Below are 25,570 nucleotides of genomic sequence, written 5' to 3'. Positions count from 1 at the left end.
ATGTCGCGACCTGTGACCGGATTCGCCGCAGGTCGTCAGCGCTTTCCCAGCTCCGCCAGCGGCTCGCCGGTCAGCCGGAACACCGTCCACTCGTCCATCGGTTCGGCGTGGAGCGACTTGTAGAAGCCGATCGACGGCTCGTTCCAGTCCAGCACCGACCACTCGAGGCGCCCGTAGCCGCGCTCCACCGCGATCCGGGCCAGCTCGGTCAGCAGGGCCTTGCCGTGACCGCCGCCGCGCGCCTCGGGGCGCACGTAGAGGTCCTCCAGGTAGATCCCGTGACTGCCGGTCCAGGTGGAGAAGTTGCGGAACCAGAGCGCGAAGCCGACCGTCTCGGCCGTCCGGTCGTCCTCGGCGATCAGTGCGAAGACCGCCGGGTGCTCGCCGAACAGCGCCTCGCGCAGCTGCTCCTCGGTGGCTCTGGCCTGGTCCAGGGCCTTCTCGTAGTCCGCCAGTTCGCGGATCAGTTCGATGATGGTCGGGACGTCCTCGGCGACGGCGGCTCTGATCATGCCTCCGAGGGTACTTGGCTCCGGTCACGACCGATGCCCTTCGCTCGAAAGAGCGAAGGGCATCGGCGTCAGCTTGACCCGGGCCGGGTTCAGGCCTGCTTGGTCTCCCAGAAGATCTTGTCGATCTGGGCGATGTAGTCCAGCAGGGTCTGGCCGGTGGCCGGGTCGGTCGAGGCCTTGGCGGCCGAGGCGGCCTTCAGGGCGTCGTTGAAGAGCTTGTGCAGCTCCGGGTACTTCTCGAAGTGCGGGGCCTTGAAGTAGTCGCTCCACAGCACCGACAGGTGGTGCTTGACGGCCTCGGCGCGCTGCTCCTTGATGATGATGGCGCGCGCGCGGAAGTGGGCGTCCTCGTTGGCCTGGTACTTCTCCTGAGTACCCTTCACCGACTCGGCCTCGATGCGGGCCTGGGCGGGGTCGTAGACACCGCAGGGCAGGTCGCAGTGGGCGTGAGCGGTGACCCGCGGTGCAAACAGACGAGAGAACATGGGAGTCCTTCCTTAGATCGTCTTCCCGGGCCGAGACTACCCCGCGACCCCCCGGATCTCTCGGTCGGGACGGGGACCTAGGGCAAAAGGTTGAGTCGGAACCGGTCGATATCGGGCACACGTTGACGATGCGGGATGCTGGTCCCGAGGACGGGAGCCGGCGGGCGCGACAAGGAGGTACGGCGATGCGGCGACGGGGCACTGACGCGGGCCCAGAACCTGCGGAGCGTACGGGAGGCGGCTTGCTGCCGTTGGGGCTGATGGACGTGGCCGGGCCTTCGATGGTGCCCACCCTGTACCACGGCGACCGGCTGCTGGTGCGGTACGGCGCCCGGGTGCGGCCCGGCGCGGTGGTGCTGGTCCGTCACCCGCTGCGCCAGGACCTGCTGGTGGTGAAACGGGCCACCGAGCGGCGGGCCAAGGGCTGGTGGCTGCTCTCCGACAACCAGTTCGTGGAGAACGACAGCCGGGAGTACGGCGCGGTACCCGACGATCTGGTGCTCGGCCGGGTGCTGCTGCGGCTCTCCCCGAACCCGGTCTGGCTGGCTCCGGCCGGCTGGCTGGAGCGGCTGCTCTGCACCCGGCCGCTGGGCCGCTGGCCGGGCCTGGCGGCCCGGTTCGGGGTGTTCCGGCGGCTCAGCCCCGAGCTGTAGCGGTGGCCGCCTCGGCTGCGGCTGCGGCCTCCTGCCGCTTGCGCGCCCGGTAGGCCGCCACGTTGGCCCGGGTCGCGCAGCGGTCCGAGCAGTACCGGCGCGAGCGGTTGGTCGAGGTGTCCAGATAGGCGTTGCGGCACGGCGCGGCCTGGCAGATGCCGAGCCGGTCCGCGCCCAGCTCGGTGAGGTGGATCGCCAGGCCCATGCAGGCCACCGCGGTGAAGGCGGCGGTGGCGCTGGCCGCGTTGTCCGCCAGGTGCAGGTGCCAGCGCGGCCGGCCGCTCTCGTCCAGGTAGTCGTGCCCGGAGACCAGCGGGCTGACCGGGTACTCGATCATCAGTTCGTTCAGCAGATCGACCCCGCGCACCTCGTCGCCGGCCGCAGCGGCCTCGAAGACCGCGCGCAGCCGGCCGCGCACCGCCCGCAGCCGGGGCAGGTCGGCGGCCTCGGTCAGCCGCGCACCGCGTGAGGTCGGGCTGCCGAAGAGCGCGCGCACCGCGTCCACGCTGACCAGCGCGTCGGTGCCGCGCTCCGGCTCCTCGCTGTTGACCAGCCGGACCGCGTAGTCGGCGTACAGGGCGAGCTCCACCGGGAAATCCTCCGCAGCGCGTAATGGGTAGTCTGCTTGAAGCCTATTACCTTTTGCCGGGAACGCGTACGGGCCGACAGCCCAGGGCGCCGGCCCCGACCGGGACCGGCGCCCTGACCTGCCGCGACCACGGCTGGGGCCGGCCTCAGAGCACCTTGGACAGGAAGGCCTTGGTGCGCTCGTGCCGTGGATTGGCGAGCACCTCGCGCGGGCTGCCCGACTCGACCACCACCCCGTCGTCCATGAAGACCAGCGCGTCGCCCACCTCACGGGCGAAGCCCATCTCGTGGGTGACCACGATCATCGTCATGCCCTCCTCGGCCAGCCCGCGCATCACGTCCAGCACCTCGCCGACCAGCTCGGGGTCGAGCGCCGAGGTGGGCTCGTCGAAGAGCATCAGCTTGGGCTGCATCGCCAGTGCCCGGGCGATCGCCACCCGCTGCTGCTGGCCGCCGGAGAGCTGGGAGGGGTAGTTCCTGGCCTTGTCGGCCATCCCGACCCGCTCCAGCAGCGCCATCGCCTGGTCCCTGGCCTCGCCCTTGCTCCGCTTCTTGACCTGGACCGGCGCCTCCATCACGTTCTCCACGGCGGTCATGTGCGGGAACAGGTTGAAGCGCTGGAAGACCATGCCGATGTCGCGGCGTTTGACGGCCACCTCGCGGTCCCTGAGCTCGTAGAGCTTCTCGCCCTTCTGGCGGTAGCCCACCAGCTCGCCGTCCACCCAGAGCCGGCCCGCGTTGATCTTCTCCAGGTGGTTGATGCAGCGCAGGAAGGTCGACTTGCCCGAGCCGGACGGGCCGACCAGGCAGAACACCTCGCGCGGGCGGACCTGGAGGTCGATCCCCTTGAGCACCTCGACCAGGCCGTACGACTTGTGCACGCCCTCGGCCCGCACCATGGCATCGCCGGCCGGTGCGTCGCTCTGCTCGGTCATACGTGACCACCTCCCTCAAGTCCCGGTACCACGTCGGACTTGGTGCCCGGGGTGGGCTTTCCGGCGATCAGCCGCCGCAGTCGCTGGAGCGGGGTGGGCGGCAGCACCCGGTTGGCGCCGCGGGCGTAGTACCTCTCAACGTAGTACTGCCCGACGGTCAGCACGGAGGTCATGAACAGGTACCAGATGCTCACCGCGATCAGCACCGGGATGGTCTGGAACGTGCGCGAGTAGATGTCGTGGCCGGCCGTGAACAGCTCCTGCAAGGAGATGACCTGGACCAGTGAGGTGGTCTTCAGCATCGAGATGGTCTCGTTGCCGGTCGGCGGGATGATCACCCGCATCGCCTGGGGCAGCACGATCCGGCGCAGTGCGGTGGTCTGGCTCATGCCGAGCGCGTGGGCCGCCTCGGTCTGGCCCTCGTCCACCGACTGGATCCCGCCGCGGACGATCTCGGCCATGTAGGCCGCCTCGTTCAGGCCCAGGCCCAGCAGCGCGGCGGTGAAGACCGGGATCAGCGTGTTGGTGGTGCCGGACCAGAACTCCGGGCCGAACGGGATGCCGATCGACAGCTTGACCCAGATCGCGCCCAGGAAGTTCCAGAACACCAGCTGCACCAGCACCGGTGTGCCGCGGAAGACCCAGATGTAGATCCAGGCGACGGTGGAGAGCAGTGGATTGGGCGAGAGCCGCATCACCGCGAGCAGCACGCCGCCGACCACGCCCATCAGCATCGACAGCACGGTCAGCTCCAGGGTGACCCGGACACCGTGCAGGATCTGCGAGTTGAACAGGGTCTGGCCGACCACGTGCCACTCGAAGGCGGGGTTCTCGATCAGGGCGTGGATCAGCATCGCCGCGAGGACCGCGACGACGATGGCTCCGGCCCAACGTCCGGGGTGGCGGACCGGGACGGCCTTGATGGCCTCAGGCCGTCCTGGTTCCGCCGCCCCCTTCTCTGTTGCGTTCACAGCGTGGCCTCAGGGGATTGAGTCGGGGGAACCGGGTCAGCTGGTGGCACCGTTGATGACCGACTGGTTGACGGCGCCGGCCTGCACGCCCCACTTCTCGAGGATGGCCTTGTAGGTGCCGTTCGCCATCAGCTCGGTGACGGCGCCCTGGACGGCCAGGCCCAGCGGCGAGCCCTTGGCGACCACGATCCCGTAGGGGGCGGTGTCGGAGACCGAGCCGATCGTCTCCAGCTGGCCGTTGGTCTGCTTGACCGCGTAGTCGACCACCGGCGAGTCGGCGAGCATCACGTCGTCGCGGCCCGAGACCACCGCCTGGGTGACGTCGGTCTGCAGGTCGAACTGGTCGCCGTTGTTCGGGATGGTCGGCTTGCCGGCCTTGCTGCAGGCGGGGTTGAGGACGTTCTTGATCTCGTCGGCCTGGGTGGTGCCGGTCTGCACGGCGACCTTCTTGCCGCACAGGTCGTTGGGGTCCACCTTCTGCGGGTTGCCCGCCTTGACCGCCGTGCTGGTGCCGGCCGAGAAGTAGGTCACCATGTCGACGGTGCCCTCGCGCTCCTTGGTGTCGGTGAAGGAGCTCATGCCGAGGTTGTACTTGTTCGAGGTGATGCCCGGGATGATCGAGGTGAAGTCGGAGTTCTGCACGTTGGCGGTCAGACCCAGCGTCTGCGCGATGGCCTTGGCCAGGTCGACGTCCATCCCGACGATGTTGCCGTTGGCGTCCTTGAACTCGTTGGGCGCGTACGAGGCGTCCGCGGCGACCACGAGCTGGCCGCTGGACTTGATGCCGGCGGGGACCTGGGCGGCGAGCGAGGCGACGGCGCTGGGGGTGGGTATCGCCGAAGAACCGCTCGAGGTGCTCTTGCTGCTACTGCTGCAACCGGTGACGACCAGCGTGCCGGTGATGAGAAGCGCCCCGAGGGCAGCGGTGTTGGAGCGACGGGTGCGGGTGCGCATGGGGGGAGCCTCCTGGTGAGAGGTGATGCCGATGGGCCGCGGTACGGGTCTGCTCGGGTGGACCACCCTCCGCCGAGGTGGTGGGGGAATCCTGCCATCACCGAACTGTTGAGCGGAGCACTATTGAGATCAAAAATGCGTAACGTGATCGCTCCGCCGTGCTTTTCCTGCCAGGTTCTCATCGCGGGTCGGCTCCCGCCCGGTGATGCGCCCGGGCGGGAGCCGACCGCGGCACCCGGCCGGTGCCGACGGCGGCTCAGCGGGCGGCTCAGAAACCGCCGTTCTCGGTGGAACTGGGCACGGCGCCGTCCCGGGCGTTCCACTTGGTCAGGATCTGGTCGTAACCGCCGTTGCGGATCAGCTGGTCCAGGGCCTTGGCCAGCACGTCGCGCAGCGCGGTGTCCGACTTGTTGACGGTGATTCCGTAGAGGCTGGTCTGCATCATCGCGCCGACCACCTGGTACCGGCCGCCGCCGTGGTCGGGCTCGGTGTTGTAGGCGGCGACCGGGTAGTCGTTGAGGTCGGCCGCCGCCACGCCGGAGTCCACCTCGGCCAGGGCCTGCGCGTCGGTGGCGAACTGGTCGATCTTCAGCGACTTGCCGGCCTTCTGGCAGGCGGGCACCTGGCGGGCGGCGATCTCGGCCTGGATGGTGCCGCTCTGCAGGGCGATGGTGCGCCCGCAGAGGTTGTCCAGGGTGACGATGCCGAGCGGGTTGCCCGCCTTCACCAGGATCGAGGTGCCGGTGAGGAAGTAGTCGACGAAGTCGACGCCCGGATTGCTCCGCGCGCCGGTGTCGTCGGTACCCAGCTGGCGGTCCGGGGTGTCGATCACGGCGGACACCGCCAGGTCGAGCCTGTTGCTCTGGACATCGGGGATGAGCTGGGCGAACGGCTCGTCGACGAGCTGGATCCGCAGACCCAGGTAGTTGCCGAGTGCATCGATGAGGTCGATGTCGAGCCCGCTGGGCTGGTTGGTGCCGGGGTCCTTGAAGTCGACCGGGGCGTAGTTGAGGTTCGAACCGACCCGGAGCACGCCCGCGGTGCGCAGCTCCTTCGGCAGCTGGGCCAGCAGGCCGGGGCCGGTGACCACGGGGGCGGTGGGTATCGAGGCGCAGGCGGTGAGTAGCAGGACGCTCACAGCGAGTGCGGGTACGAGTGTGCGGTTGCGCATGGCTGGACTGGACTTCCTGAGGGAGGGAAGAGCGAGTGAGGTCCGCCACGGCGGGGCTGCTGGGGTGTGCAGCGCGACCTCGGTATGCCCAGGTGGCCGCAGGTGAAGGGGTGCGCGGCCGGTGTCCGTCGAGGTTGCCGATTGGGGGGCGGGGAGGGTGATCCTGCCATCCCCGTCTGCCGGACCGAGCGCCGGGTGTGTCAGAATCTGCTATCGGGTGATCCCCGGTACCGAACAGAGACCCGCCGGCCCGCGACAGGGCCGGGGTGCGCAGGACCGGAAGTCATGACGCCGACTCCGTAGCCGACGCACCAGCTCCCCTCCGGGCCCTCCTGTTCACCCCTGCGGATAGTGCGTGACGAATCACCATGGCTGGTGAACAGTGCGTGACGAGAGACGATGGCACAGGTGCGGTGCCGTCGCCCCGTCCTAGGCTCTGCCGGAAAGCACCAGCGCAGGCTCATCAAAACCCTCACTCGAGGCCGCCGTTCGACGTGCCCGTTCGACGCCGTCGCACCACGCGCCCTCGCTGATCAATGACGAAGAGGTCATCGTGGCAGCGGAGATCATCCACCCTCGTACCGAGGACACCGACGATCCGGTCGACGCCGTGTTCGCGCTTCACCGCGGCGGCAAGATGGAGGTGCGCGCCACGGTTCCGGTGCGCGACGCGGACGACCTGTCCCTGGCCTACACCCCCGGGGTCGCGCGGGTCTGCACCGCCATCGCCGAGCGGCCCGAACTGGTCAACGACTACACCTGGAAGGCCAACACGGTCGCGGTGGTCACCGACGGCACCGCCGTGCTCGGCCTCGGTGACATCGGCCCGCAGGCCTCGCTGCCCGTGATGGAGGGCAAGGCGATCCTCTTCAAGCAGTTCGGCGGCGTGGACGCGGTCCCGATCGCGCTGGACTGCACGGGCGTGGACGAGATCGTGGAGACCGTGGTCCGGCTCGCCCCGTCCTTCGGCGGCGTCAACCTGGAGGACATCTCCGCCCCCCGCTGCTTCGAGATCGAGCGCCGGCTGCAGGACGCGCTGGACATCCCGATCTTCCACGACGACCAGCACGGCACCGCGATCGTCACCACCGCCGCGCTGTGGAACGCCGCCAAGGTGACCGGTCGGGAGATCGGTTCGCTGCGCGCGGTCATCTCCGGCGCCGGTGCGGCGGGTATCGCGATCGCCAAGATGCTGGTGGCGGCCGGGATCGGCGACGTCTCGGTCTGCGACCGGCGTGGCGTGGTGTACCAGGGTCGCGGCGACCTGACCGACGTCAAGGCCGAGATCGCCGAGCTCACCAACAAGACCGGGCTCAAGGGCACCCTGGCCGAGGCGCTGGCCGGGGCGGACGTCTTCATCGGCGTCTCCGGCGGCACCGTGCCGGAGGAGGCGGTGGCCACCATGGCCGAGGACTGCTTCATCTTCGCGATGGCCAACCCGAACCCGGAGATCCACCCGGAGGTCGCGCACAAGTACGCGGCCGTGGTGGCCACCGGGCGCTCGGACTTCCCGAACCAGATCAACAACGTGCTGGCCTTCCCCGGCATCTTCGCCGGTGCGCTGCAGGTGCGGGCCTCGCGGATCACCGAGGGCATGAAGCTCGCCGCCGCGCAGGCGCTGGCCGCCGTGGTGGCCGACGAGCTGACGGCGCAGAAGGTGATCCCCTCGCCGTTCGACGCCCGGGTGGCGCCGGCGGTCACCAAGGCGGTCGCCGAGGCGGCCCGGCGCGAGGGCGTCGCGCGGATCTGATCCGCCGACAGCACGGACTGGTCGGACCGGTCGGCCCGGAACACGCGGTGGAGGTCACACCCTCGCGTGGTTCCGGGCCGCGGCCGTTCTTGGCTAGTGTCCGGTCCATGTTCGCCGCCTACGCAGCCCGCATCGATGCTGACGACCCGTTGAGTGCCCTGGAGCTGGGGGAGTTGCCCGAGCCCGAGGCCCGGCCCGGCTGGAGCGTGGTGACCGTCAAGGCCGCCACCCTCAACCACCACGACCTCTGGTCGCTGCGCGGGGTGGGCCTGCCCGCCGAGCGGCTGCCGATGATCCTGGGCTGCGACGCGGCCGGGATCGACGAGCAGGGCAACGAGGTGGTGATCCACTCGGTGATCGGCCAGAGCGGCCACGGGGTCGGGCCGGACGAGCCGCGCTCCATCCTGACCGAGCGCTACCAGGGCACCTTCGCCCAGCGGGTGGCGGTGCCGACCTGGAACCTGCTGCCCAAGCCGGCCGAACTCTCCTTCGCCGAGGCGGCCTGCCTGCCGACGGCCTGGCTGACCGCCTACCGGATGCTCTTCACCAACGCCGGGGTCAAGCCCGGTGACACCGTGCTGGTGCAGGGCGCGGGCGGCGGGGTGGCCACCGCGCTGATCGTGCTGGGCAAGGCCGCGGGGCTGCGGGTCTGGGTGACCGGGCGGGACGAGGCCAAGCGGGCCCGGGCCGTGGAACTCGGCGCGGACGCGGCCTTCGAGAGCGGCGCGCGGCTGCCCGAGCGGGTGGCCGCGGTCATGGAGACGGTCGGGGCGGCCACCTGGTCGCACTCGGTGAAGTCGCTGCGGCCCGGCGGGACCATCGTGATCTCCGGTGCCACCTCGGGCCCGAGCCCCAAGTCGGCGGAGCTGAACCGGATCTTCTTCCTGGAGCTCAAGGTGGTCGGCTCGACCATGGGGACCAAGGAGGAGCTCGCCGGCCTGCTCGCGCTCTGTGCGCACGCGGGCGTGCGCCCGGTGATCGACTCGGTCCTGCCGCTGACCGAGGCGCGCGACGGCTTCGCGCGCCTGGCCAAGGGCGAGGTCTTCGGGAAGGTCGTACTGGAGCCCTGAACGGCGCGTGGCCCGTTGCGCGCGCCGGGGCGCGGGCAACGGGCCACCAGTTGATGCCCGATCAGCGGATCAGCTGCTCAGCGGATCAGCCGAGCAGGCGGCGCAGGCGTTCGGCGGCGCCGGCCAGCACCGACTGGGCCTCGGCCAGCTGATCGGCCGTCAGTCGGCCGCTGTCTCGGGCCGCGTCCCTGGCGGCGTCGCGGACCTGGTCGCGGAACCGGTCCAGCAGCCGGTCCAGTTCACGGGCCGGGTCGGCGTCGGGCTCGGTGCGGGCCCAGTCGGGCAGGTCGCTCGGGGCGTCCTTGCCCAGGTCGACCTTGGCGGCCGAGCCGGCCGCCGCCGTGTCGCCCCAGCGGGACGGGTCGGCCAGGCCCGCCAGGCCCCGGGTCAGCTCGGAGAGGCCCTCGGCCAGGCCGGTCGGCCAGTCGCCCTTGCTGACGTGCTCGCGGACCTGCTGCTCGACCTTGCGCTTGATCCGCAGGGCCTCCTGCTGGGCCGCCTGCCGGACCGCCTGGGACTGTTCGCGGGCCTTGCGGGCCTCTTCCTTGGCCTTCTTGGCCTGCTCCTTGGCAGCCCGCTCCTGCTCCTTGGCCCGCTTGGCCTGGGCCTTGAACTCGGAGAACTCCTCCTTGGTGCGCTGCCAGCCCGAGTCGCCGCCCGCCGTCGCGCCGCGCCAGGCGGCAGCCGGGTCGGCCGCCTTGGGCGCGCTGCGAGCCGCGTCGCGCAGCTGCTCGCGCAGGTCCTTGGCGGAGTCCCGGACGTCCTCCCGGATCGCCCCGGCCAGCTGCGCGACCGAGTCGCTGATCTCCACCTCCAGCTCCGCCAGGTCGTCCTGACGATCCGTCAGTTCCTGGCGGCCCGCCTCGGTGATCCGGTAGACCTTGCGGCCGCCTTCGGTGCTGTGCTCCACGAGCCCCTCCTGCTCAAGCTTGGCCAGTCGCGGGTAGACGGTGCCGGCGGACGGCGCGTAGAGCCCGTGGAAGCGTTCCTCCAGCAGGCGGATCACCTCGTAGCCGTGCCGCGGCGACTCGTCGAGCAGCTTCAGCAGGTAGAGCCGCAGCCGGCCGTGCGCGAAGACGCTGCTCATGCCTGCTCACCCTTCGGTTCGTCGGTCGCATCGGTCGGGCCGGTCGTGGCCTGTTCGGCGGCCTCGTCGGCCTCGTCGGCCTCGTCAATGGGGGCGGTCAGCTCCTTGACCAGGTTGGGCCCCTCGTCCTCGGGCTCCGGGCGGCGCAGCACCGAGATCGCCCCGGAGACCGTGGTCACCTGGAGCCGGCCGGTGCCGGCGCCGAGCTTGCCGGTGAGCTTCTTCGCGCCCCAGCTGCCGCCGACCGTCAACTCCTCGAAGGCGGTGGCGAACTGGCCGTTGGTGCTGCCCGCCTCGACCGTGGTGTCGGCCGGCTGCGGCAGGCGGACCGCGACGTCCCCGTTGACCGTGTTGATCCGCACGTCGGCCGAGCCGGTGCCGGCCAGGTCCAGGGTGACGCCGCCGCCGACCGTGCTGGCGTGCAGCGAGGCGGGGGTGCCGGAGATGACGGTCAGTCCGCCGGAGACGGTCTTGACCAGCAGGTCGCCGGAGACCGACAGGGCGTCGATGTCGCCGGAGACCGACTTGGCCTCGATCCGCCCGGCCAGGCCCACCAGCGTGGTGCTGCCGGCCACCCCGCCCACCGAGGTGCCGCCGCGCACGCCGGAGACGGTGGCCTCGGCGGAGACGGTGCCGACCTTGACCTCGGCGTCGGCCGGCACGGTCAGCGAGACCACGGCCCGGGCCCGGCGCTTGCGGAAGAGCGAGTCCAGGATGCCCTTGACCGAGTCGACCGACTTGAACCGCTCCCGGTCGCCGAAGTCGCTCCAGCTCAGGTCGGGGTAGGTCACGGTCAGCACGCCGTCGGTCAGCGTGACCTGCAGCGGTTCGCCGTCCAGCTCGGTCACCTCGAGCCGGGCCGGACCCTCGGCGGCGACCACGTTGACCGCGCCGCCGATGATCCGCACCTCCAACGCCCGCACCGCCTCGTCGAGCGTGATCCGGTCGGGTTCGCTGACTGTCCACTGGCTCATCTGTTCGTCCTCCCGTCTGGCGGCCGCCGTCGTACCCTGGAGGGGCGACGATCCGGCGAGTCGCGATGTATCGCGTCTTCCAAGACACACGATATATCGCGTGGCGGCGAAGTCAAGTACTTCTCCGTGCCGAGAACGCAGCAGGGCCCGGCAGGCGGTTGCCTGCCGGGCCCTGCTGCGTGTCGCGCGGCCGGAGTGTCCGGTCTGCTCAGTCCTCGTCCTCATCGTCCAGCCGGGCCAGCCAGGTGGCCAGCCGCTCGACGGGAACCTCGAAGTCGGGGTTGAGGTCCACGAACTCGCGCAGGCGTTCGGCCAGCCACTCGAAGGTGACCTCCTCGTCGCCGCGCCGGCTCTCCAACTCCTCGATGCCGCGGTCGGTGAAGTACACGGTGCGCTCCGGTTTGAGATGGGTCGGGTGGTGCTCACGGGCCAGGATAGGCGGCCGGAAGGGCCCGGTCCGCGCGCGGACCGGGCCCTTCCGGGGGTGCTGCTGAGCCGACGTCAGAGGCTGAAGACCTCGTCGATCAGCCCCTGCTGCTCGGCGGCGTGCCGCTTGGCCGAGCCCACGGCCGGGGCCGAGGCGGACTGGCGGGCCACCCGGCGCAGTCGGCCGCCGCTGGCCTTGCGACCGATCACCACGTCCAGGTGGTCGACCAGGTTCATCGCGATGAACGGCCAGGCGCCCTGGTTGGCCGGCTCCTCCTGGGCCCAGATGAACTGGACGTCCTCGCCGTAGCGCGCCAGCTCCTCCTGGAGCTCGGCGATCGGCAGCGGGTAGAGGCGCTCGACCCGGACGATCGCGGTGTCGGTGACGCCGCGCTCGGTGCGGGCCGCGGCCACGTCGTAGTAGAACTTGCCCGCGGTGATGACCACCTTGCGCACGTTCTTCGGGTCGACCGTGGTGTCGCCGATCACCGGGCGGAACGAGCCGGTGGTGAACTCCTCCGCCGCACTGGCCGCGGCCTTCAGACGCAGCATCGACTTCGGGGTGAAGACGACCAGCGGCTTGTGGTGCGGGTTGTGCACCTGCCAGCGCAGCAGGTGGAAGTAGTTCGACGGCAGGGTCGGCATCGCGACCGTCATGTTGTTCTCGGCGCACAGCTGCAGGAAGCGCTCGGGACGCGCGGACGAGTGGTCCGGCCCCTGGCCCTCGTAGCCGTGCGGCAGCAGCAGGGTGACACCGGAGTGCTGGCCCCACTTCTGCTCGGCCGAGGCGATGTACTCGTCGACCACGGTCTGCGCGCCGTTGACGAAGTCGCCGAACTGCGCCTCCCACATGACCAGCGCGTTCGGGCGGGTCAGCGAGTAGCCGTACTCGAAGCCCATCGCCGCGTACTCCGACAGCAGGCTGTCGTAGACGGTGTAGCGGGCCTGGTCCTCGGTCAGGTACAGCAGCGGGGTGTAGTCCTCGCCGGTGACCCGGTCGATCAGCACCGCGTGGCGCTGGCCGAAGGTGCCACGGCGGCTGTCCTGGCCGGCCAGCCGGACCGGGTGACCCTCCATCAGCAGCGAGCCGATGGCGAGGGTCTCGCCGGTGGCCCAGTCGATGGTGCCGTCCTCGATCGAGGCGGCGCGGCGCTGCAGCTGCGGCAGCAGTCGCGGGTGGACGGTGAGCCAGTCCGGCAGGTTGACCTGCGAGGCGGCGATCCGCTTGACCATCTCCTGGGAGATGCCGGTCCGCACGTTCACCGGGAAGTCGGCCACCGGCTTGCCACCCGGCGCGCCGGCCTGCGCCGAGGCCGCGTCGCGGACCTCCGCGAAGACCTTCTCCAGCTGGCCCTGGAAGTCCTGGAGCGCGGACTCCGCCTCTTCCATCGTGATGTCGCCGCGACCGATCAGGCCCTCGGTGTAGAGCTTGCGCACCGAGCGCTTCTTGTCGATCAGGTCGTACATCAGCGGCTGGGTGAACGACGGGTTGTCGGCCTCGTTGTGACCGCGGCGGCGGTAGCAGATGAGGTCGATCACGACGTCCTTGTGGAACGTCTGGCGGAACTCGAAGGCCAGGCGCGCGACGCGGACCACGGCCTCCGGGTCGTCGCCGTTCACGTGGAAGATCGGGGCCTCGATCATCCGGGCAACGTCGGTGCAGTACATCGAGGAGCGGCTGGAGGCCGGGGCGGCGGTGAAGCCGACCTGGTTGTTCACCACGATGTGCACGGTGCCGCCGGTGCGGTAGCCGCGCAGCTGCGACATGTTCAGGGTCTCCGCGACCACGCCCTGGCCCGCGAAGGCCGCGTCGCCGTGGATCTGGATCGGCAGCACCGGGAAGGTGGTGCCGCCCTGGTCCAGGACGTCCTGCTTGGCGCGGGCGATGCCCTCGACGATCGGGTCGACCGTCTCCAGGTGGGAGGGGTTGGCGGCCAGCGAGACCTTGATCGTCTCGCCGTCCATGCCGGCGAAGGTGCCCTCGGAGCCCAGGTGGTACTTGACGTCGCCGGAGCCGTGCATCGACTTGGGGTCGAGGTTGCCCTCGAACTCGCCGAAGATCTTGCCGTACGGCTTGCCGACGATGTTGGCCAGCACGTTGAGGCGGCCGCGGTGGGCCATGCCGATCACGGCCTCGTCCAGGCGGTGCTCGGCGGCCGAGTCGATGGTCGCGTCGAGCAGCGGGATCAGCGACTCGCCGCCCTCCAGCGAGAAGCGCTTCTGGCCGACGTACTTGGTCTGCAGGAAGGTCTCGAAGGCCTCCGCCGAGTTCAGCCGGCGCAGGATGCGCAGCTGCTCCTCGCGCTCCGGCTTCGTGTACGGCTTCTCCAGGTGCTCCTGCAGCCACTTGCGCTGCTTGGGGTCCTGGATGTGCATGTACTCGATGCCGACGGTGCGGCAGTAGGTGTTGCGCAGCAGCCCGAGGACGTCGCGCAGCTTCATCATCTTCTGGCCGCCGAAGCCGCCGACGGCGAACTCGCGCTCCAGGTCCCAGAGGGTCAGGCCGTGCTCGACCACGTCCAGGTCGGGGTGCTTGCGCTGCTTGTACTCCAGCGGGTCGGTGTCGGCCATCAGGTGGCCGCGGACCCGGTAGGAGTGGATCAGCTCCATGACGCGGGCGGTCTTGTTGACGTCGTCCTCGTGCGTGGTGGCGACGTCGGTGGCCCAGCGGACCGGCTCGTACGGGATCCGCAGCGACTCGAAGACCTCGTCGTAGAAGCCGTGCTCGCCCAGCAGCAGCTGGTGGATCGAGCGCAGGAACTCGCCGGACGCCGCGCCCTGGATGACCCGGTGGTCATAGGTCGAGGTGAGCGTCATGATCTTGGAGACGCCGAGCCGGGCCAGGGTGCCCGGGTTGGAGCCCTGGAACTCTGCCGGGTACTCCATCGCACCGACACCGAGGATGGTGCCCTGACCCTGCATCAGGCGCGGCACCGAGTGCACGGTGCCGATGCCGCCCGGGTTGGTCAGCGAGACCGTCACACCGGTGAAGTCGTCCATCGTCAGCTTGTTGGCACGGGCCCGGCGGACGATGTCCTCGTAGGCCTGCCAGAAGCCGAAGAAGTCCAGCGTCTCGGCCTTCTTGATGGCCGCGACGACCAGCTGGCGGTCGCCGTTCGGCTTCACCAGGTCGATGGCCAGACCCAGGTTGATGTGGTCCGGCTTCACCAGGAAGGACTTGCCGTCCTTCACGGCGTAGCTGTGGTTCATGCCCGGGGTCGCCTTCAGGGCCTGCACCAGCGCGTAGCCGATCAGGTGGGTGAAGGAGACCTTGCCGCCTCGGGCGCGCTGCAGGTGGTTGTTGATGACGATGCGGTTGTCGATCAACAGCTTGGCCGGCACCGCGCGCACGCTGGTGGCGGTCGGCACCTCCAGCGAGGCGTCCATGTTGGTGGCCACGGCCTTGGCCGGGCCACGCAGCGGGACGAGCTCGGGCCCGGTGCGCTCGGCCGCGGGGGCCGAGGGCGCTGCGCTCGCTGCGGCGGCCTTGGGGGCCGGCGGCGCTGCTGGGGCGGCTGCCGGCGGCGCGGCGGCGGCAGGCGCGACCACAACGGGGGCCGGGGCTGCCGGGGCGGCGACGGGGGCAGGCGCAACCGCAGGAGCGGGAGCAGCATGGGCAGGGGCAGCAACGGTGGTCGGCGCGGGGCCGGCCTGGGTCGCGGCCTGGGTCACTGGGGTCACCTCGGTACCGGGCTTGTAGTCGGCGAAAAAGTCCCACCAGGCTCGGTCGACCGAGTTGGGGTCCTGGAGGTACTGCTGGTAGATCTCGTCGACGAGCCACTCATTGGGGCCGAAGCCAGTGGTGCTTGCCGAGCTGGGGGTTTCAGGGTGTGGCGACACGGCGGCAACCGCCCTCTTCCGCTTCCTTTTGGGATGTTTGGACAGCGGGGATTAAGGCTACGCCCCTGACCAGTCATCGCGCAGTCCCCTGGGGGTCGGCGTCGCCCAGATCACAGTGCCGTAGGCCACATTGGCTGGAAAAAGACGTTAGAAAGCCGCCAAAAGAGGGAAACGGGCGGCTTCGATCGCCCGTCGTAACGGCGCTAAATCGGGCAAAATGTCCCTAGATCGACCGATTGTGACCGATCTAGGGCTGTCGATTACCGGATTGTCCCAGTTCTGTGACAAAGCTGGCCGAGCTGGACAGGGTGTGGCGGTTCGGTGTGTGGCCCAGGTGCGGTGCCCGGGCCCGCTCGGTTCACAATCGGGGGTGCGGGACGACCGCGGCGCTGCCCGGCAGCGCGACCTGGATCAGGCAGCCGCCCGAGGCGTCGGCGACCTCGATCCGCCCGCCGTGCAGGTCCACCGCCCAGCGGGCGATGGCCAGCCCCAGGCCGGTGCCGCCGTCGCTGCCGGGGCCCTGGGCGGTCGGGGTGCCGGCGCGGCTGAACCGGTCGAACACCCGGGTGCGGTCCTGCGCCGGTATCCCGGGACCCTGGTCCTCCACCTCCAGCAGCAGCGCCAGCGGCGCGTCACCGGTCCGGGCCCGCACCGTCACGGTGCCGCCGGCCGGCGAGTGCTTGCAGGCGTTGTCCACCAGGTTGGCGACCACCTGGTGCAGCCGCTCCGGGTCGGCCAGCGCGGTCAGCGCCTGCGGCTGCACGTCGATCCGCAGCCGCACGTCGTCGCGCCGGCTCCAGGCGCCGCCGGCCGTGGCGCCGTCCACCGTCAGCCCGCGCAGCACGCCGGCCAGGAACGGGGCCACCTCGAACTCGCGGGCGTCCAGCGGGACCACGCCGTCGTCCAGCTTGGACAGGTCCAGCAGGTGCGAGACCAGCCGGCCGAGCCGCTCGGTCTGCTCCAGCGCGGCGCCCAGCGTGCCCTGCTCGGGCGGCACCACGCCGTCCACCATGTTCTCCAGCACCGCCTGCAGTGCGGCGATCGGCGTGCGCAGCTCGTGTGAGACGTTCGCCACCAGCTCGCGCCGGTGCCGGTCGGCGGCCTCCAGATCGGCGGCCATCTTGTTGAAGGTCACCGCCAGTTCGCCGATCTCGTCCCGCGACCCGGTGGTCACCCGGCGGCTGTAGTCGCCGCCGGCCATCGCCCGGGCCGCCACGGTCATCTCGCGCAGCGGGGCGGTCAGGGTGTGCGCCAGCAGCTGCATGAAGAGGAGCGAGGCGATCATCGAGAAGGCCATGATCACCCGGATCTGGGTCTCCGAGCGGATCGCGATCACCACCAGGCCGGTGGCGACCACCACCGACACGATGACCAGCAGGGCCAGCTTGCCCTTGATCGAGCGGACCGGGTCGAGCGGCCGGATGTCCAGCCAGATCCGCGCGGCCATCCGTCCGGGCCACCGTTGCGGGCGCGCCGGTGGATCGGGCTCGGTGCGAGCCCGTGGTGAGGTGTTCATCGGTACTTGATCCCCGTACTCCTGTGCCCCCGTGGCCCCCGCGGCTCCCCAGTCACCGGACTGGACGCGCATCACCCCACCGGCGCCTCGAGCGCGTAGCCCACGCCGTGCACGGTGCGGATCCAGGTCGCACCGATCTTCCGGCGCAGCGCCTTGACGTGGCTGTCCACCGTCCGGGTGCCGGAGGCGTCGGTCCAGTCCCAGACCTCGGCCAGCAGCTGCTCGCGGGTCAGCACGGCGCGCGGCTGGGCGGCCAGGCAGGCCAGCAGGTCGAACTCGGTGGGCGTCAGGTGGACGTCGCCGGAGGCGAGCCGGACCCGGCGCTGCACGTGGTCGATCTCCAGTTCGCCGAAGCGCAGGCTGCCCAGCGCCGGAGTTCTGGCGGCCTGCTGGGCCCGCTCGACCCGGCGCAGCAGCACGTTGACCCGGGCCGCCAGTTCGCGCATCGAGAAGGGCTTGGTCATGTAGTCGTCGGCGCCGACGCCCAGGCCGACCAGCAGGTCGGTCTCGTCGTCGCGGGCCGTCAGCATCAGCACCGGGACCGGGCGCTGCGCCTGGATCCGACGGCAGACCTCCAGTCCGTCGAAGCCGGGCAGCATGATGTCGAGCACCACTAGATCGGGCTGCCAGGTGTGGAATCCGTCCACCGCGCCGGGGCCGTCGTGCGCCACGGCGACCTTGAAGCCCTCCGCGCCCAGTCGGGCCGCGATGGACTCGGCGATGGTGGGTTCATCCTCCACCACGAGTACCCGTCGCTGGGCAATCACACCGCTGCTGCTGGTGTCCTGTTGAATCTCTGTCACGGTCACGCCACCGCCCCCAGGGCCTGCGGGCCGCCACCTGTGGGAGTGGCGGGCACCGCTCGTAGTCTTGTTCCGTCGTTAATTTCGCGTGCTGATTTGACGCCCCGGGCTCCGCCTAGCGCGGGTGGGCCGCGGCTTCCCGACCACCGGCCCGACATGCATACCTCGCAGCGTACGGACACCCGGCGAGCACCGGCAGGTGGACCGCAGATTTCCGGAGCACAGGCCGAAGCGCGCGCCCCGGGGACCAAGCACGGGCCGCTACCTTACCCGTCCATGTCGTCTCACGGTAACGGTGAGTATGCACGAATCCGCGCGCGGGTCCCGGTCCGACCCAGCCGACTTTTGGTCCAGACCAACTTCTGAACTGCCCTGACAGGGACCGTGACCCGGTACTCAGCGTCTTCTCAGGGATGCCGCATACCGTGGACGAAACGGACGGATGATGGCACGGTGTGCACGCGCAGCGAGCACGGACCGAGGGACGGAGGCGCCATGGCGGACGCGACGGCGAACGCGGCCCGGAGCGGTGCACGCCCCGCCGCGGTGACGCCCCTGACCGGCCTGCGGTTCGGCCTGCGCTCGGTGCCGCTGCGCTGGGTGCTGGACCGGCTGCCGACGCCCCGGCGCAACCCCTTCGCGTGCGGCTACCTGGTGGTGCTGGCCGGGACCACGGTCTTCGCCCAGTTCGCCAACCAGGACCTGGTGCACCAGTTGCAGACCATGTCCAGCACGGACGGCCACCACCTGCTGCACACCCCCCTGCGCTCGCTGCTGATGAGCGGGCTCTGGGTCGCCGGGCCGGTCTGGATGCCCTACCTGTGGGCCTTCGCGTTCACCGTCGCCCCGCTGGAACGGCGGGTCGGTCCGCTGCGGGCCGCCGGCGTCTTCGCGGCCGGGCACGTGGTGGGCACGCTGCTCTCCCAGGCCGTGGTGGCGATCGCGGTGGCCACCGGGAAGGTCGGGCCGAGCATCCTGGACGAGCTGGACATCGGCGTCAGCTACGGCGTGCTGGCCAGCCTGGGGGCGCTGGCCGGGCTGCTGTCGGTGCGCGGGCGGTACCTGACGCTGGGCGGCGCGGTGCTGCTGGTGGCGCACCAGATCATCACCGACCAGGACCTGATCACCGCGGTCGGCCATCCGACCGCGCTGCTCACCGGGGTGGCGCTGTGGGGCGTGCTGCGGCGACCACGGCGGCCCGGGCGCGGTTCGCCCGTGCGGGGCCTGCCGCGCCGACTGCCGCGCCGGGCCGCCGAGCCGGCCCTGGAGCGCGTGTAGCGCCGTCGTTTCCCATCTCCTCCGGTCCCATCTCCTCCGGTCCCTTCGCCGGCCGGTTCCGCCGTGTGCCCCCTCGGGTCCTCCCGAGGGGGCATTTCGTTGATCGCTCAGAGCGAACAGGGCCCCGGGAACATTCGGCTCCGAGGAAGCCTTAGTCATGTCGACTCAAGTTCACTGACTGGGGAGAGATCATGGCATCGACGTCCGCTTCGCTCACTCTGCCCGTGCTGCCCCTCGACGACGAGGTCGTGCTGCCCGGCATGGTGGTGCCGCTGGACCTCAAGGACACCGAGGTGCGCGCCGCCGTGGAGGCCGCCAGGGCCGCCGCGCGGGCGTCGGTGAGTGGTGTCGCGGGCAAGCCGCAGGTCCTGCTGGTGCCGCGGCTGGACGGCTCGTACGCCGCGGCCGGCACCCTCGCCACCGTCGAGCAGGTCGGCCGGCTGGCCGACGGCGAGCCGGCCGCGCTGGTCCGGGCCGTCCGCCGGGTGCGGATCGGCGCCGGCACCACCGGGCCGGGCGCCGCGCTCTGGGTGGAGACCACGCCGTTCAAGGAGTCCTCGATCGAGTTGCCGCCGGCCGGCCGCGCCGCCGAGCTGGTGAAGGAGTACAAGGCGCTCTCCACCGAGTGGCTGCGCAAGCGCGGCGCCTGGCAGATCGTCGACCGGGTGGCCGCGATCGAGGGCGTCGGCGAGCTGGCCGACAACATCGGGTACGCGCCCTTCGCCACCGCCGAGCAGAAGCTCAAGGTGCTGCTCGAGGCCGACCAGCTGGCCCGCCTCGAGTACGCCCTGCAGCTGCTGCGCGACCACCTCGCCGAGGAGGAGGTCAACGACAGCATCCGCAAGGACGTCGAGGAGGGCGTGGCCAAGCAGCAGAAGGAGTTCCTGCTCCGCCGGCAGCTGGAGGCGGTGCGCAAGGAGCTGGCCGAGCTGAACGGCGAGGCCGCCGACGAGGAGGGCGACTACCGGGCCCGGGTCGAGGCCGCCGACCTGCCCGAGAAGGTGCGCGAGGCCGCCCTCAAGGAGGTCGACAAGCTGGAGCGCAGTTCGGACCAGTCGCCCGAGGGCAGCTGGATCCGCACCTGGCTGGACACCGTGCTGGAGCTGCCCTGGAACAACCGCAGCGAGGACGGCTACGACATCGCCGGCGCCCGCGCCGTGCTGGACGCCGACCACGCGGGCCTGGCCGATGTGAAGGACCGGATCGTCGAGTACCTGGCGGTCCGCAAGCGCCGGGCCGACCAGGGCCTGAGCCTGGTCGGCGGCCGCCGCGGCGGCGCGGTGCTGGCGCTGGTCGGCCCGCCCGGCGTCGGCAAGACCTCGCTCGGCGAGTCGGTGGCCCGGGCGATGGGCCGCGACTTCGTCCGGGTCGCGCTCGGCGGCGTGCGTGACGAGGCCGAGATCCGCGGCCACCGGCGCACCTACGTCGGCGCGCTGCCCGGCCGGATCGTGCGGGCCATCAAGGAGGCCGGCTCGATGAACCCGGTGGTCCTGCTGGACGAGATCGACAAGGTCGGCTCGGACTACCGAGGAGACCCGGCCGCCGCCCTGCTGGAGGTGCTGGACCCGGCGCAGAACCACACCTTCCGGGACCACTACCTGGAGGTCGAGCTGGACCTGTCCGACATGGTCTTCCTGGCCACCGCCAACGTGCTGGAGGCCATCCCCGAGCCGCTGCTCGACCGGATGGAGCTGGTCCGCCTCGACGGCTACACCGAGGACGAGAAGGTGGTCATCGCCCGCGACCACCTGCTGCCGCGGCAGCTGCAGCGCGCGGGTCTGACCGCCGAGGAGGTCTCGGTGGACGAGTCGGCGCTGCGCAGGCTCGCGGGGGAGTACACCCGGGAGGCCGGGGTGCGGAACCTGGAGCGCGCGGTGGCCCGGATCCTGCGCAAGGTCGCCTCGCAGACCGAGCTGGGCGAGCGCGAGCTGCCCGCCGCGATCGGCGCCGAGGACCTGCGCGGGCTGATCGGCCGCCCGCACCACACGCCCGAGTCGGCCCAGGAGCCGGCCGAGCGGCGCACCGCGGTGCCCGGCGTGGCGACCGGCCTGGCCGTCACGGGCGCGGGTGGCGACGTCCTCTACATCGAGGCATCGCTGGCCGACGCCGAGACCGGCTCGACCGGCCTGACCCTGACCGGCCAGCTGGGCGACGTGATGAAGGAGTCGGCCCACATCGCCCTCTCCTACCTGCGCTCGCGCGGTGCGGAGCTGGAGCTGCCGGTCACCGGTCTGCGGGAGCGCGGCATCCACCTGCACGTGCCGGCGGGCGCCGTCCCCAAGGACGGACCGAGCGCGGGCATCACGATGACCACGGCGCTGGCCTCGCTGCTCTCCGGGCGCAAGGTCCGCACGGATGTCGCGATGACCGGCGAGGTCTCGCTGACCGGCCGGGTGCTGCCGATCGGCGGGGTGAAGCAGAAGCTGCTCGCCGCCGACCGGGCCGGGATCACCACGGTGATCATCCCCAAGCGCAACGAGCCCGACCTCGACGAGGTCCCGGCCGAGGTGCTGGAGCGGCTGACCGTGCACCCGGTGGCGGACGTCCGCGAGGTGCTGGCGCTGGCCCTGGAGTCGGCCGACGTGTTGGTGGCGGCCGCGTGACGCGGTGAACTGCCTTGGCGCCCGGCGGACCTGACGGTCCGTCGGGCGCTGCGGCGGGCTGCGACGGGGCTCGGGCGGGCCCCGGGTTCGTCCGTTCCGGGGAGTCGGGTGACGGGCTTGTGAGGACTCTCGTGCGACACTGCGCCAATGCCGTCGCGAACACAGAAAGCTCTGGCCAAGGTGCCGGGGCCGCTGCGCCCCTTCGTGGTGCAGCACCGCAGCCTGGTGAAGTTCCTCGTGGTGGGTGGCTCGTGCTTCCTGCTGACGCTGCTGATCAACTACGGGCTCAAGCTCACCGTCTGCCAGAACAAGCCGGTTGTCGCACTGACGATCGCAACGGGTGTCGCGACGGTGTTCTCGTACATCCTGAACCGCCAGTGGTCGTTCCGTTCGGAGGGCAGCCACAAGGAGGTGATCCCCTTCTTCGCGGTGAGTGCCGTGGCGGTCGGGGTCAACGACCTCCCGCTGCTGATCAGCCGCTATCTGTTCGACCTGCACACGCCGCACGTGAGCAAGTTCACCCAGGAGGTCTCCGACTTCCTGAGCGGGATGATCATCGGGACCCTGGTGGCGATGGGCTTCCGTTACTGGGCGATGAAGAAGTTCGTCTTCACCAACACCCGTGACGACTCGGCGGTATCGGACTCGGCCACCGAGCCGTCACGGGTGCACTGAGGGAAGCGTCAGCCCCGCTCCGGCGGGGCGACCATCGGCCGGCCGCCCCGGGCCCTGCTGTGCACCGCGAGCAGCGAGACGACCACTCCGACCACCGCCCAGACCGCGAGGACCAGCAGCGGCATGGTGAGCCTGGTGGCGCCCAGGTAGGCGATCGAGCGGGTGGCGCTGGTCCCCGCGCCGTTCGGCAGCCAGGCGCCGATCGCCCGCCAGAACGGCGGCAGCAGCGGCAGCGGGAAGACCCCGCCCGCGCTCGGGTTGCCGAGCACCACGAAGACCAGCACCGCGAGCCCGATGCCGACCACGTCGAAGAGGCACTCCAGCGCCATCGTGATGGTGCCGACCGCGAAGACCACCAGGCTGCCCACGCCCAGAGCGCGGCGACGCTGCCGGGCAGCGCGTTCAGGACCGGCCCGGCGATCAGCACGCCGCCGAGTCCGGCCGCGATCGAGTAGAGCGCCAGCACCGCGGTCGGAAGCGACTCTCGAAAGCTCGAAAGCTCGAAAGCGATGCAAATGGCAGATCACAGCATGACCGTTTCTTCCTGCCATTCGAGGCATTTGGGGTAGTCCCTCCCGCGCCGGGGCTGGTGGATACTGATCACGCGTCGGCGGGCGGCGCTCTGCGGCAGAGCGGCGGGTTGGTGTGGTCGAGGATCTGACGGGCAGTGAAGCGGTCTTCCGCGCGGTGGAGCGCGAGGTCGCGGTGATGTTCCGCCGCGGGCGGGCCAGGTCCGCCGAGATGTCGCGGATGGTGCATCCCAAGCTGGAGGGCCTGGCCTACAGCCTGCTCGCCCACCTCAGCGAAGCGGGGCAGGTCCGGGTGACCGATGTCGGGGCGCACTTCGGGGTCGGCAAGGCGACGATCAGCCGGCAGATCAAGGCGCTGGAGGAACTCGGCCTGGTGGCGCGCGAGTCCGATCCGCTGGACGGGCGGGTCTCGCTGGTCTCGCTCACCGAGGACGGCGCCCGGCGTTTCCTGCGGGCGCACGAGTACCGGATCGCCTCGTTCCGCGCCATGCTCGCCAGCTGGGATCCGGCCGAACTCGACCAGTTCGTCCACCTGCTGGCGCGGTTCAACGAGACGGTGGCCAGCGTGAGCCGGCGCGAGGACTGGGACGAGTAGCCGAGCGAGTGCCGACGTCCGGGTCAAGGTCCGGGCCGCAGTCCGCGTCAACGTCCACAGAGAAGGTTGCCTAGGTCAACTATCGAAGCTTATGGTTGCCTTAGGCAACGATTTCTAAGGACCTTCATGACCAGCAGCCAGCCGGCGCACCCGCAGCACCATCACCACGGTGCCGTCGCCCCCGACCGCCCGATGACGCACCGTGAGATCCTCGAAGCGCTCTCCGGGCTGCTGCTCGGCCTCTTCGTCGCGGTGCTCTCCTCGACCATCGTCTCCAACGCGCTGCCGACCATCCTCAACGACCTGCACGGCGGCGAGTCCGCCTACACCTGGGTGATCACCGCGGCGTTGCTCTCGCTCACCGCCTCCACCCCGATCTGGGGCAAGCTCTCCGACCTGGTGAGCAAGAAGCTGCTGGTCCAGCTGGCGCTGGTGATCTACATCGTCTCCTCCACCCTGGCCGGCCTCTCGCAGAACACCGCCGAGCTGATCGGCTGCCGGGTGCTGCAGGGCCTGGGCGCCGGCGGCGTGGTGGCACTCGGGCAGATCTGCCTGGCGGCGATGGTCCCGCCGCGCGAACGAGGCCGCTACAGCGGCTACTTCGGTGCCGTCTTCGCGCTGGCCACCATCGGCGGGCCGCTGATCGGCGGGGTCATCGTGGACACCCACTGGCTGGGCTGGCGCTGGTGCTTCTACGTCGGCATCCCGTTCTCGGTGATCGCCATCATCGTGCTGCAGCGCACCCTGCACCTGCCGGTGGTCAAGCGGAAGGCGAAGATCGACTATCTCGGCGCGATCCTGATCGCCGGCGCGGTCAGCCTGCTGATGGTCTGGGTCACGCTGGCCGGCAAGAACTACGCCTGGGGCTCCTGGCAGACCGCGCTGATGGTCGGCGGCGGGCTGCTGCTGGTGCTGCTCTTCGTCCTGACCGAGCGTCGGGCGGCGGAGCCGATCATGCCGCTGGGCCTGTTCCGCCACCGCACCGTGAGCCTGGCCGCGGTGGCCAGCACCTTCGTCGGCATCGGGATGTACGGCGCCACCACCTTCCTCAGCCAGTACTTCCAGCTGGCCAAGGGGAAGACGCCGACCATGGCGGGCATCCTGACGCTGCCGATGATCCTCGGCCTGGCGCTCGCCTCCGCCATCGCGGGCCGGCTGATCACCAAGCACGGCAAGTGGAAGCGCTACCTGGTGGCCGGCACCTTCCTGCTCGCCCTCGGCTTCTTCCTGCTCGGCACCGCCCGCGCCGACACGAACTACGGCGTGCTCTCGCTCTACATGGCCGCCACCGGCATCGGCCTCGGCCTGACCTCGCAGAACCTGGTGCTGGCGGTGCAGAACACGGTCCCCGCCAAGGAACTGGGCACCGCCAGCTCGACGGTGACCTTCTTCCGCACCATGGGCGGCGCGATGGGCGTCTCGGCCCTGGGCGCACTGCTCGGCACCCGGGTCACCCACTACCTGACCCAGAATCTGTTGGCCGCCCACATCCCGGCGGCCGGGGCGAGCGCGCTGGGCGGCGGCGACCTGCCGGACCTGCACGCGCTGCCCGCGCCGCTGGTCCCGCTGGTCACCGACGCCTTCGGGCACGGGGTGGGCACGGTCTTCCTGGTCGCCGCGCCGTTCGCGGCGGTGGCCTTCCTGGTGGTGCTGTTCATCCGCGAGGTACCGCTGCGCACCGCCCACGCCGCGCAGGCCGGCCACGGCGCCCACGCTTCCCACGGCGCTCACGCCGCCCACGCTGCCCACGCCACCGATGGCCTCCAGGCCGTCCAGCCGGAGCCGGTGGCCGACCCCTCGGTCGGCGAGTCGGTGTAGCGCGGGGCGCGCCCGGTTCGCCACGGGGGCGGGCAACGGCGAAGGCCGCGAGGTGGACATCCACCTCGCGGCCTTCGCCGTTCGCGCTGCCTGTCCAGGTCAGGCCGGTCTCAGCCCGCGATCAGGGTGAGTCCGTAGCCGACCGCCGCCGCGCAGGCGGCGAAGCAGACGCCGGCACCGGCCAGTGCGGCGGTGCCGCGGCCCGATCCGGCCTCGACAGCGGCCTCCCGCCGGCCCAGGGCCAGCACCCCGAGGGCGAAGGCCGCGACCACGGCGACGGTGACCACGAAGCTGACGCCGGCGGTGTCGGCGAGGGCGCTCCAGTTGATGTGCATG

22 protein-coding genes and 1 pseudogene are annotated in these 25,570 nt (G+C 70.8%); 8 read left to right on the top strand and 15 right to left on the bottom strand.

Annotated elements, in window-relative coordinates; genetic code table 11:
- Positions 1–35: 35 nt before the first annotated feature.
- Both P3T41_RS03485 and sodN read right to left on the bottom strand, forming a co-directional pair.
- Positions 36–512 (bottom strand): GNAT family N-acetyltransferase, encoded by a 477-nt coding sequence (locus P3T41_RS03485; protein ID WP_280687479.1) that lies wholly within the window; start codon positions 510–512, stop codon positions 36–38.
- 89 nt (positions 513–601) lie between these two features.
- Positions 602–997 carry a superoxide dismutase, Ni gene (gene sodN, locus P3T41_RS03480; protein ID WP_280687477.1) on the bottom strand — a complete coding sequence of 132 codons (396 nt, stop codon included), beginning with the start codon at positions 995–997 and terminating at the stop codon, positions 602–604.
- Positions 998–1,257: 260 nt separating this feature from the next.
- Between sodN and sodX the strand changes: the two genes are divergently transcribed.
- Positions 1,258–1,650 (top strand): nickel-type superoxide dismutase maturation protease, encoded by a 393-nt coding sequence (gene sodX, locus P3T41_RS03475; RefSeq protein WP_280688003.1) that lies wholly within the window; start codon positions 1,258–1,260, stop codon positions 1,648–1,650.
- Here sodX and P3T41_RS03470 read toward each other — a convergent pair.
- The 5 genes from P3T41_RS03470 to P3T41_RS03450 all read right to left on the bottom strand — a co-directional run bounded on the left by P3T41_RS03470 (position 1,634) and on the right by P3T41_RS03450 (position 6,269).
- Positions 1,634–2,239, bottom strand: coding sequence for a CGNR zinc finger domain-containing protein (locus tag P3T41_RS03470; RefSeq protein ID WP_280687474.1), 606 nt, complete (start codon positions 2,237–2,239; stop codon positions 1,634–1,636). The two genes, sodX and P3T41_RS03470, sit on opposite strands and share 17 nt — an antisense overlap.
- Before the next feature lie 145 nt (positions 2,240–2,384).
- Complete coding sequence (locus P3T41_RS03465) at positions 2,385–3,137, bottom strand: amino acid ABC transporter ATP-binding protein (protein WP_280688002.1); 753 nt, start codon at positions 3,135–3,137, stop codon at positions 2,385–2,387.
- Between the two features lie 32 nt (positions 3,138–3,169).
- On the bottom strand, positions 3,170–4,144 hold the full coding sequence (locus P3T41_RS03460) for an amino acid ABC transporter permease (RefSeq protein ID WP_280687472.1): 975 nt from the start codon (positions 4,142–4,144) through the stop codon (positions 3,170–3,172).
- 36 nt (positions 4,145–4,180) lie between these two features.
- Positions 4,181–5,098 carry an ABC transporter substrate-binding protein gene (locus P3T41_RS03455; protein WP_280687470.1) on the bottom strand — a complete coding sequence of 306 codons (918 nt, stop codon included), beginning with the start codon at positions 5,096–5,098 and terminating at the stop codon, positions 4,181–4,183.
- Between the two features lie 268 nt (positions 5,099–5,366).
- Complete coding sequence (locus P3T41_RS03450) at positions 5,367–6,269, bottom strand: ABC transporter substrate-binding protein (RefSeq protein WP_280687468.1); 903 nt, start codon at positions 6,267–6,269, stop codon at positions 5,367–5,369.
- A 553-nt stretch (positions 6,270–6,822) separates the two neighbouring features.
- On the opposite strand from P3T41_RS03450, the gene P3T41_RS03445 reads away from it, so the two are divergent.
- Both P3T41_RS03445 and P3T41_RS03440 read left to right on the top strand, forming a co-directional pair.
- Complete coding sequence (locus P3T41_RS03445; protein WP_280687467.1) at positions 6,823–8,019, top strand: NADP-dependent malic enzyme; 1,197 nt, start codon at positions 6,823–6,825, stop codon at positions 8,017–8,019.
- A 107-nt stretch (positions 8,020–8,126) separates the two neighbouring features.
- Entirely contained in the window at positions 8,127–9,089 is a 963-nt protein-coding gene (locus tag P3T41_RS03440; protein WP_280687466.1) for a zinc-binding dehydrogenase, read from the top strand.
- Positions 9,090–9,174: 85 nt separating this feature from the next.
- On the opposite strand, the gene P3T41_RS03435 is transcribed toward P3T41_RS03440, so the two are convergent.
- From P3T41_RS03435 to P3T41_RS03410, 6 genes are all read right to left on the bottom strand, one after another.
- On the bottom strand, positions 9,175–10,176 hold the full coding sequence (locus P3T41_RS03435) for a PadR family transcriptional regulator (RefSeq protein ID WP_280687464.1): 1,002 nt from the start codon (positions 10,174–10,176) through the stop codon (positions 9,175–9,177).
- Complete coding sequence (locus P3T41_RS03430) at positions 10,173–11,150, bottom strand: DUF4097 family beta strand repeat-containing protein (protein WP_280687461.1); 978 nt, start codon at positions 11,148–11,150, stop codon at positions 10,173–10,175. The genes P3T41_RS03435 and P3T41_RS03430 overlap by 4 nt, the downstream gene beginning before the upstream one ends.
- Before the next feature lie 208 nt (positions 11,151–11,358).
- Positions 11,359–11,538 carry a DUF6104 family protein gene (locus P3T41_RS03425; protein WP_280687460.1) on the bottom strand — a complete coding sequence of 60 codons (180 nt, stop codon included), beginning with the start codon at positions 11,536–11,538 and terminating at the stop codon, positions 11,359–11,361.
- 113 nt (positions 11,539–11,651) lie between these two features.
- A complete protein-coding gene (locus tag P3T41_RS03420) occupies positions 11,652–15,416 on the bottom strand; it encodes a multifunctional oxoglutarate decarboxylase/oxoglutarate dehydrogenase thiamine pyrophosphate-binding subunit/dihydrolipoyllysine-residue succinyltransferase subunit (RefSeq protein WP_280687459.1) in 3,765 nt (1,254 codons plus the stop codon).
- 358 nt (positions 15,417–15,774) lie between these two features.
- The gene (locus P3T41_RS03415; protein WP_280687458.1) at positions 15,775–16,863 is read right to left on the bottom strand and encodes a HAMP domain-containing sensor histidine kinase; all 1,089 of its coding nucleotides are present in this window, start codon (positions 16,861–16,863) and stop codon (positions 15,775–15,777) included.
- Between the two features lie 140 nt (positions 16,864–17,003).
- Positions 17,004–17,735 carry a response regulator transcription factor gene (locus tag P3T41_RS03410; protein WP_280687456.1) on the bottom strand — a complete coding sequence of 244 codons (732 nt, stop codon included), beginning with the start codon at positions 17,733–17,735 and terminating at the stop codon, positions 17,004–17,006.
- Between the two features lie 495 nt (positions 17,736–18,230).
- Here P3T41_RS03410 and P3T41_RS03405 point away from each other — a divergent pair, with 495 nt between their 5' ends.
- The 3 genes from P3T41_RS03405 to P3T41_RS03395 all read left to right on the top strand — a co-directional run bounded on the left by P3T41_RS03405 (position 18,231) and on the right by P3T41_RS03395 (position 22,291).
- Positions 18,231–19,013: a rhomboid-like protein gene (locus P3T41_RS03405; protein WP_280687454.1), complete on the top strand. Its 783-nt coding sequence runs from the start codon at positions 18,231–18,233 to the stop codon at positions 19,011–19,013.
- 191 nt (positions 19,014–19,204) lie between these two features.
- Positions 19,205–21,616 carry an endopeptidase La gene (gene lon / locus P3T41_RS03400; RefSeq protein WP_280687453.1) on the top strand — a complete coding sequence of 804 codons (2,412 nt, stop codon included), beginning with the start codon at positions 19,205–19,207 and terminating at the stop codon, positions 21,614–21,616.
- A gap of 147 nt (positions 21,617–21,763) precedes the next feature.
- A complete protein-coding gene (locus P3T41_RS03395) occupies positions 21,764–22,291 on the top strand; it encodes a GtrA family protein (protein WP_280687452.1) in 528 nt (175 codons plus the stop codon).
- Positions 22,292–22,299: 8 nt separating this feature from the next.
- Here the strand turns inward: P3T41_RS03395 and P3T41_RS03390 are convergent.
- A pseudogene (locus P3T41_RS03390) lies at positions 22,300–22,754 on the bottom strand (DUF3533 domain-containing protein); the annotation flags it as partial.
- A 182-nt stretch (positions 22,755–22,936) separates the two neighbouring features.
- Here P3T41_RS03390 and P3T41_RS03385 point away from each other — a divergent pair.
- Positions 22,937–23,416 carry a MarR family transcriptional regulator gene (locus P3T41_RS03385; RefSeq protein ID WP_280687451.1) on the top strand — a complete coding sequence of 160 codons (480 nt, stop codon included), beginning with the start codon at positions 22,937–22,939 and terminating at the stop codon, positions 23,414–23,416.
- A gap of 192 nt (positions 23,417–23,608) precedes the next feature.
- Positions 23,609–25,234 (top strand): MDR family MFS transporter, encoded by a 1,626-nt coding sequence (locus tag P3T41_RS03380; RefSeq protein WP_348533627.1) that lies wholly within the window; start codon positions 23,609–23,611, stop codon positions 25,232–25,234.
- A gap of 110 nt (positions 25,235–25,344) precedes the next feature.
- Here P3T41_RS03380 and P3T41_RS03375 read toward each other — a convergent pair whose 3' ends face one another.
- Positions 25,345–25,569: a hypothetical protein gene (locus tag P3T41_RS03375; RefSeq protein WP_280687449.1), complete on the bottom strand. Its 225-nt coding sequence runs from the start codon at positions 25,567–25,569 to the stop codon at positions 25,345–25,347.
- Position 25,570 lies beyond the last annotated feature (1 nt).

The sequence above is a fragment of the Kitasatospora sp. GAS204B genome, assembly GCF_029892155.1.
GTDB lineage: Bacteria > Actinomycetota > Actinomycetes > Streptomycetales > Streptomycetaceae > Kitasatospora.
Note: the sequence above shows the minus strand (reverse complement) of the source record. Positions and strands in the feature narration are given on the sequence as shown.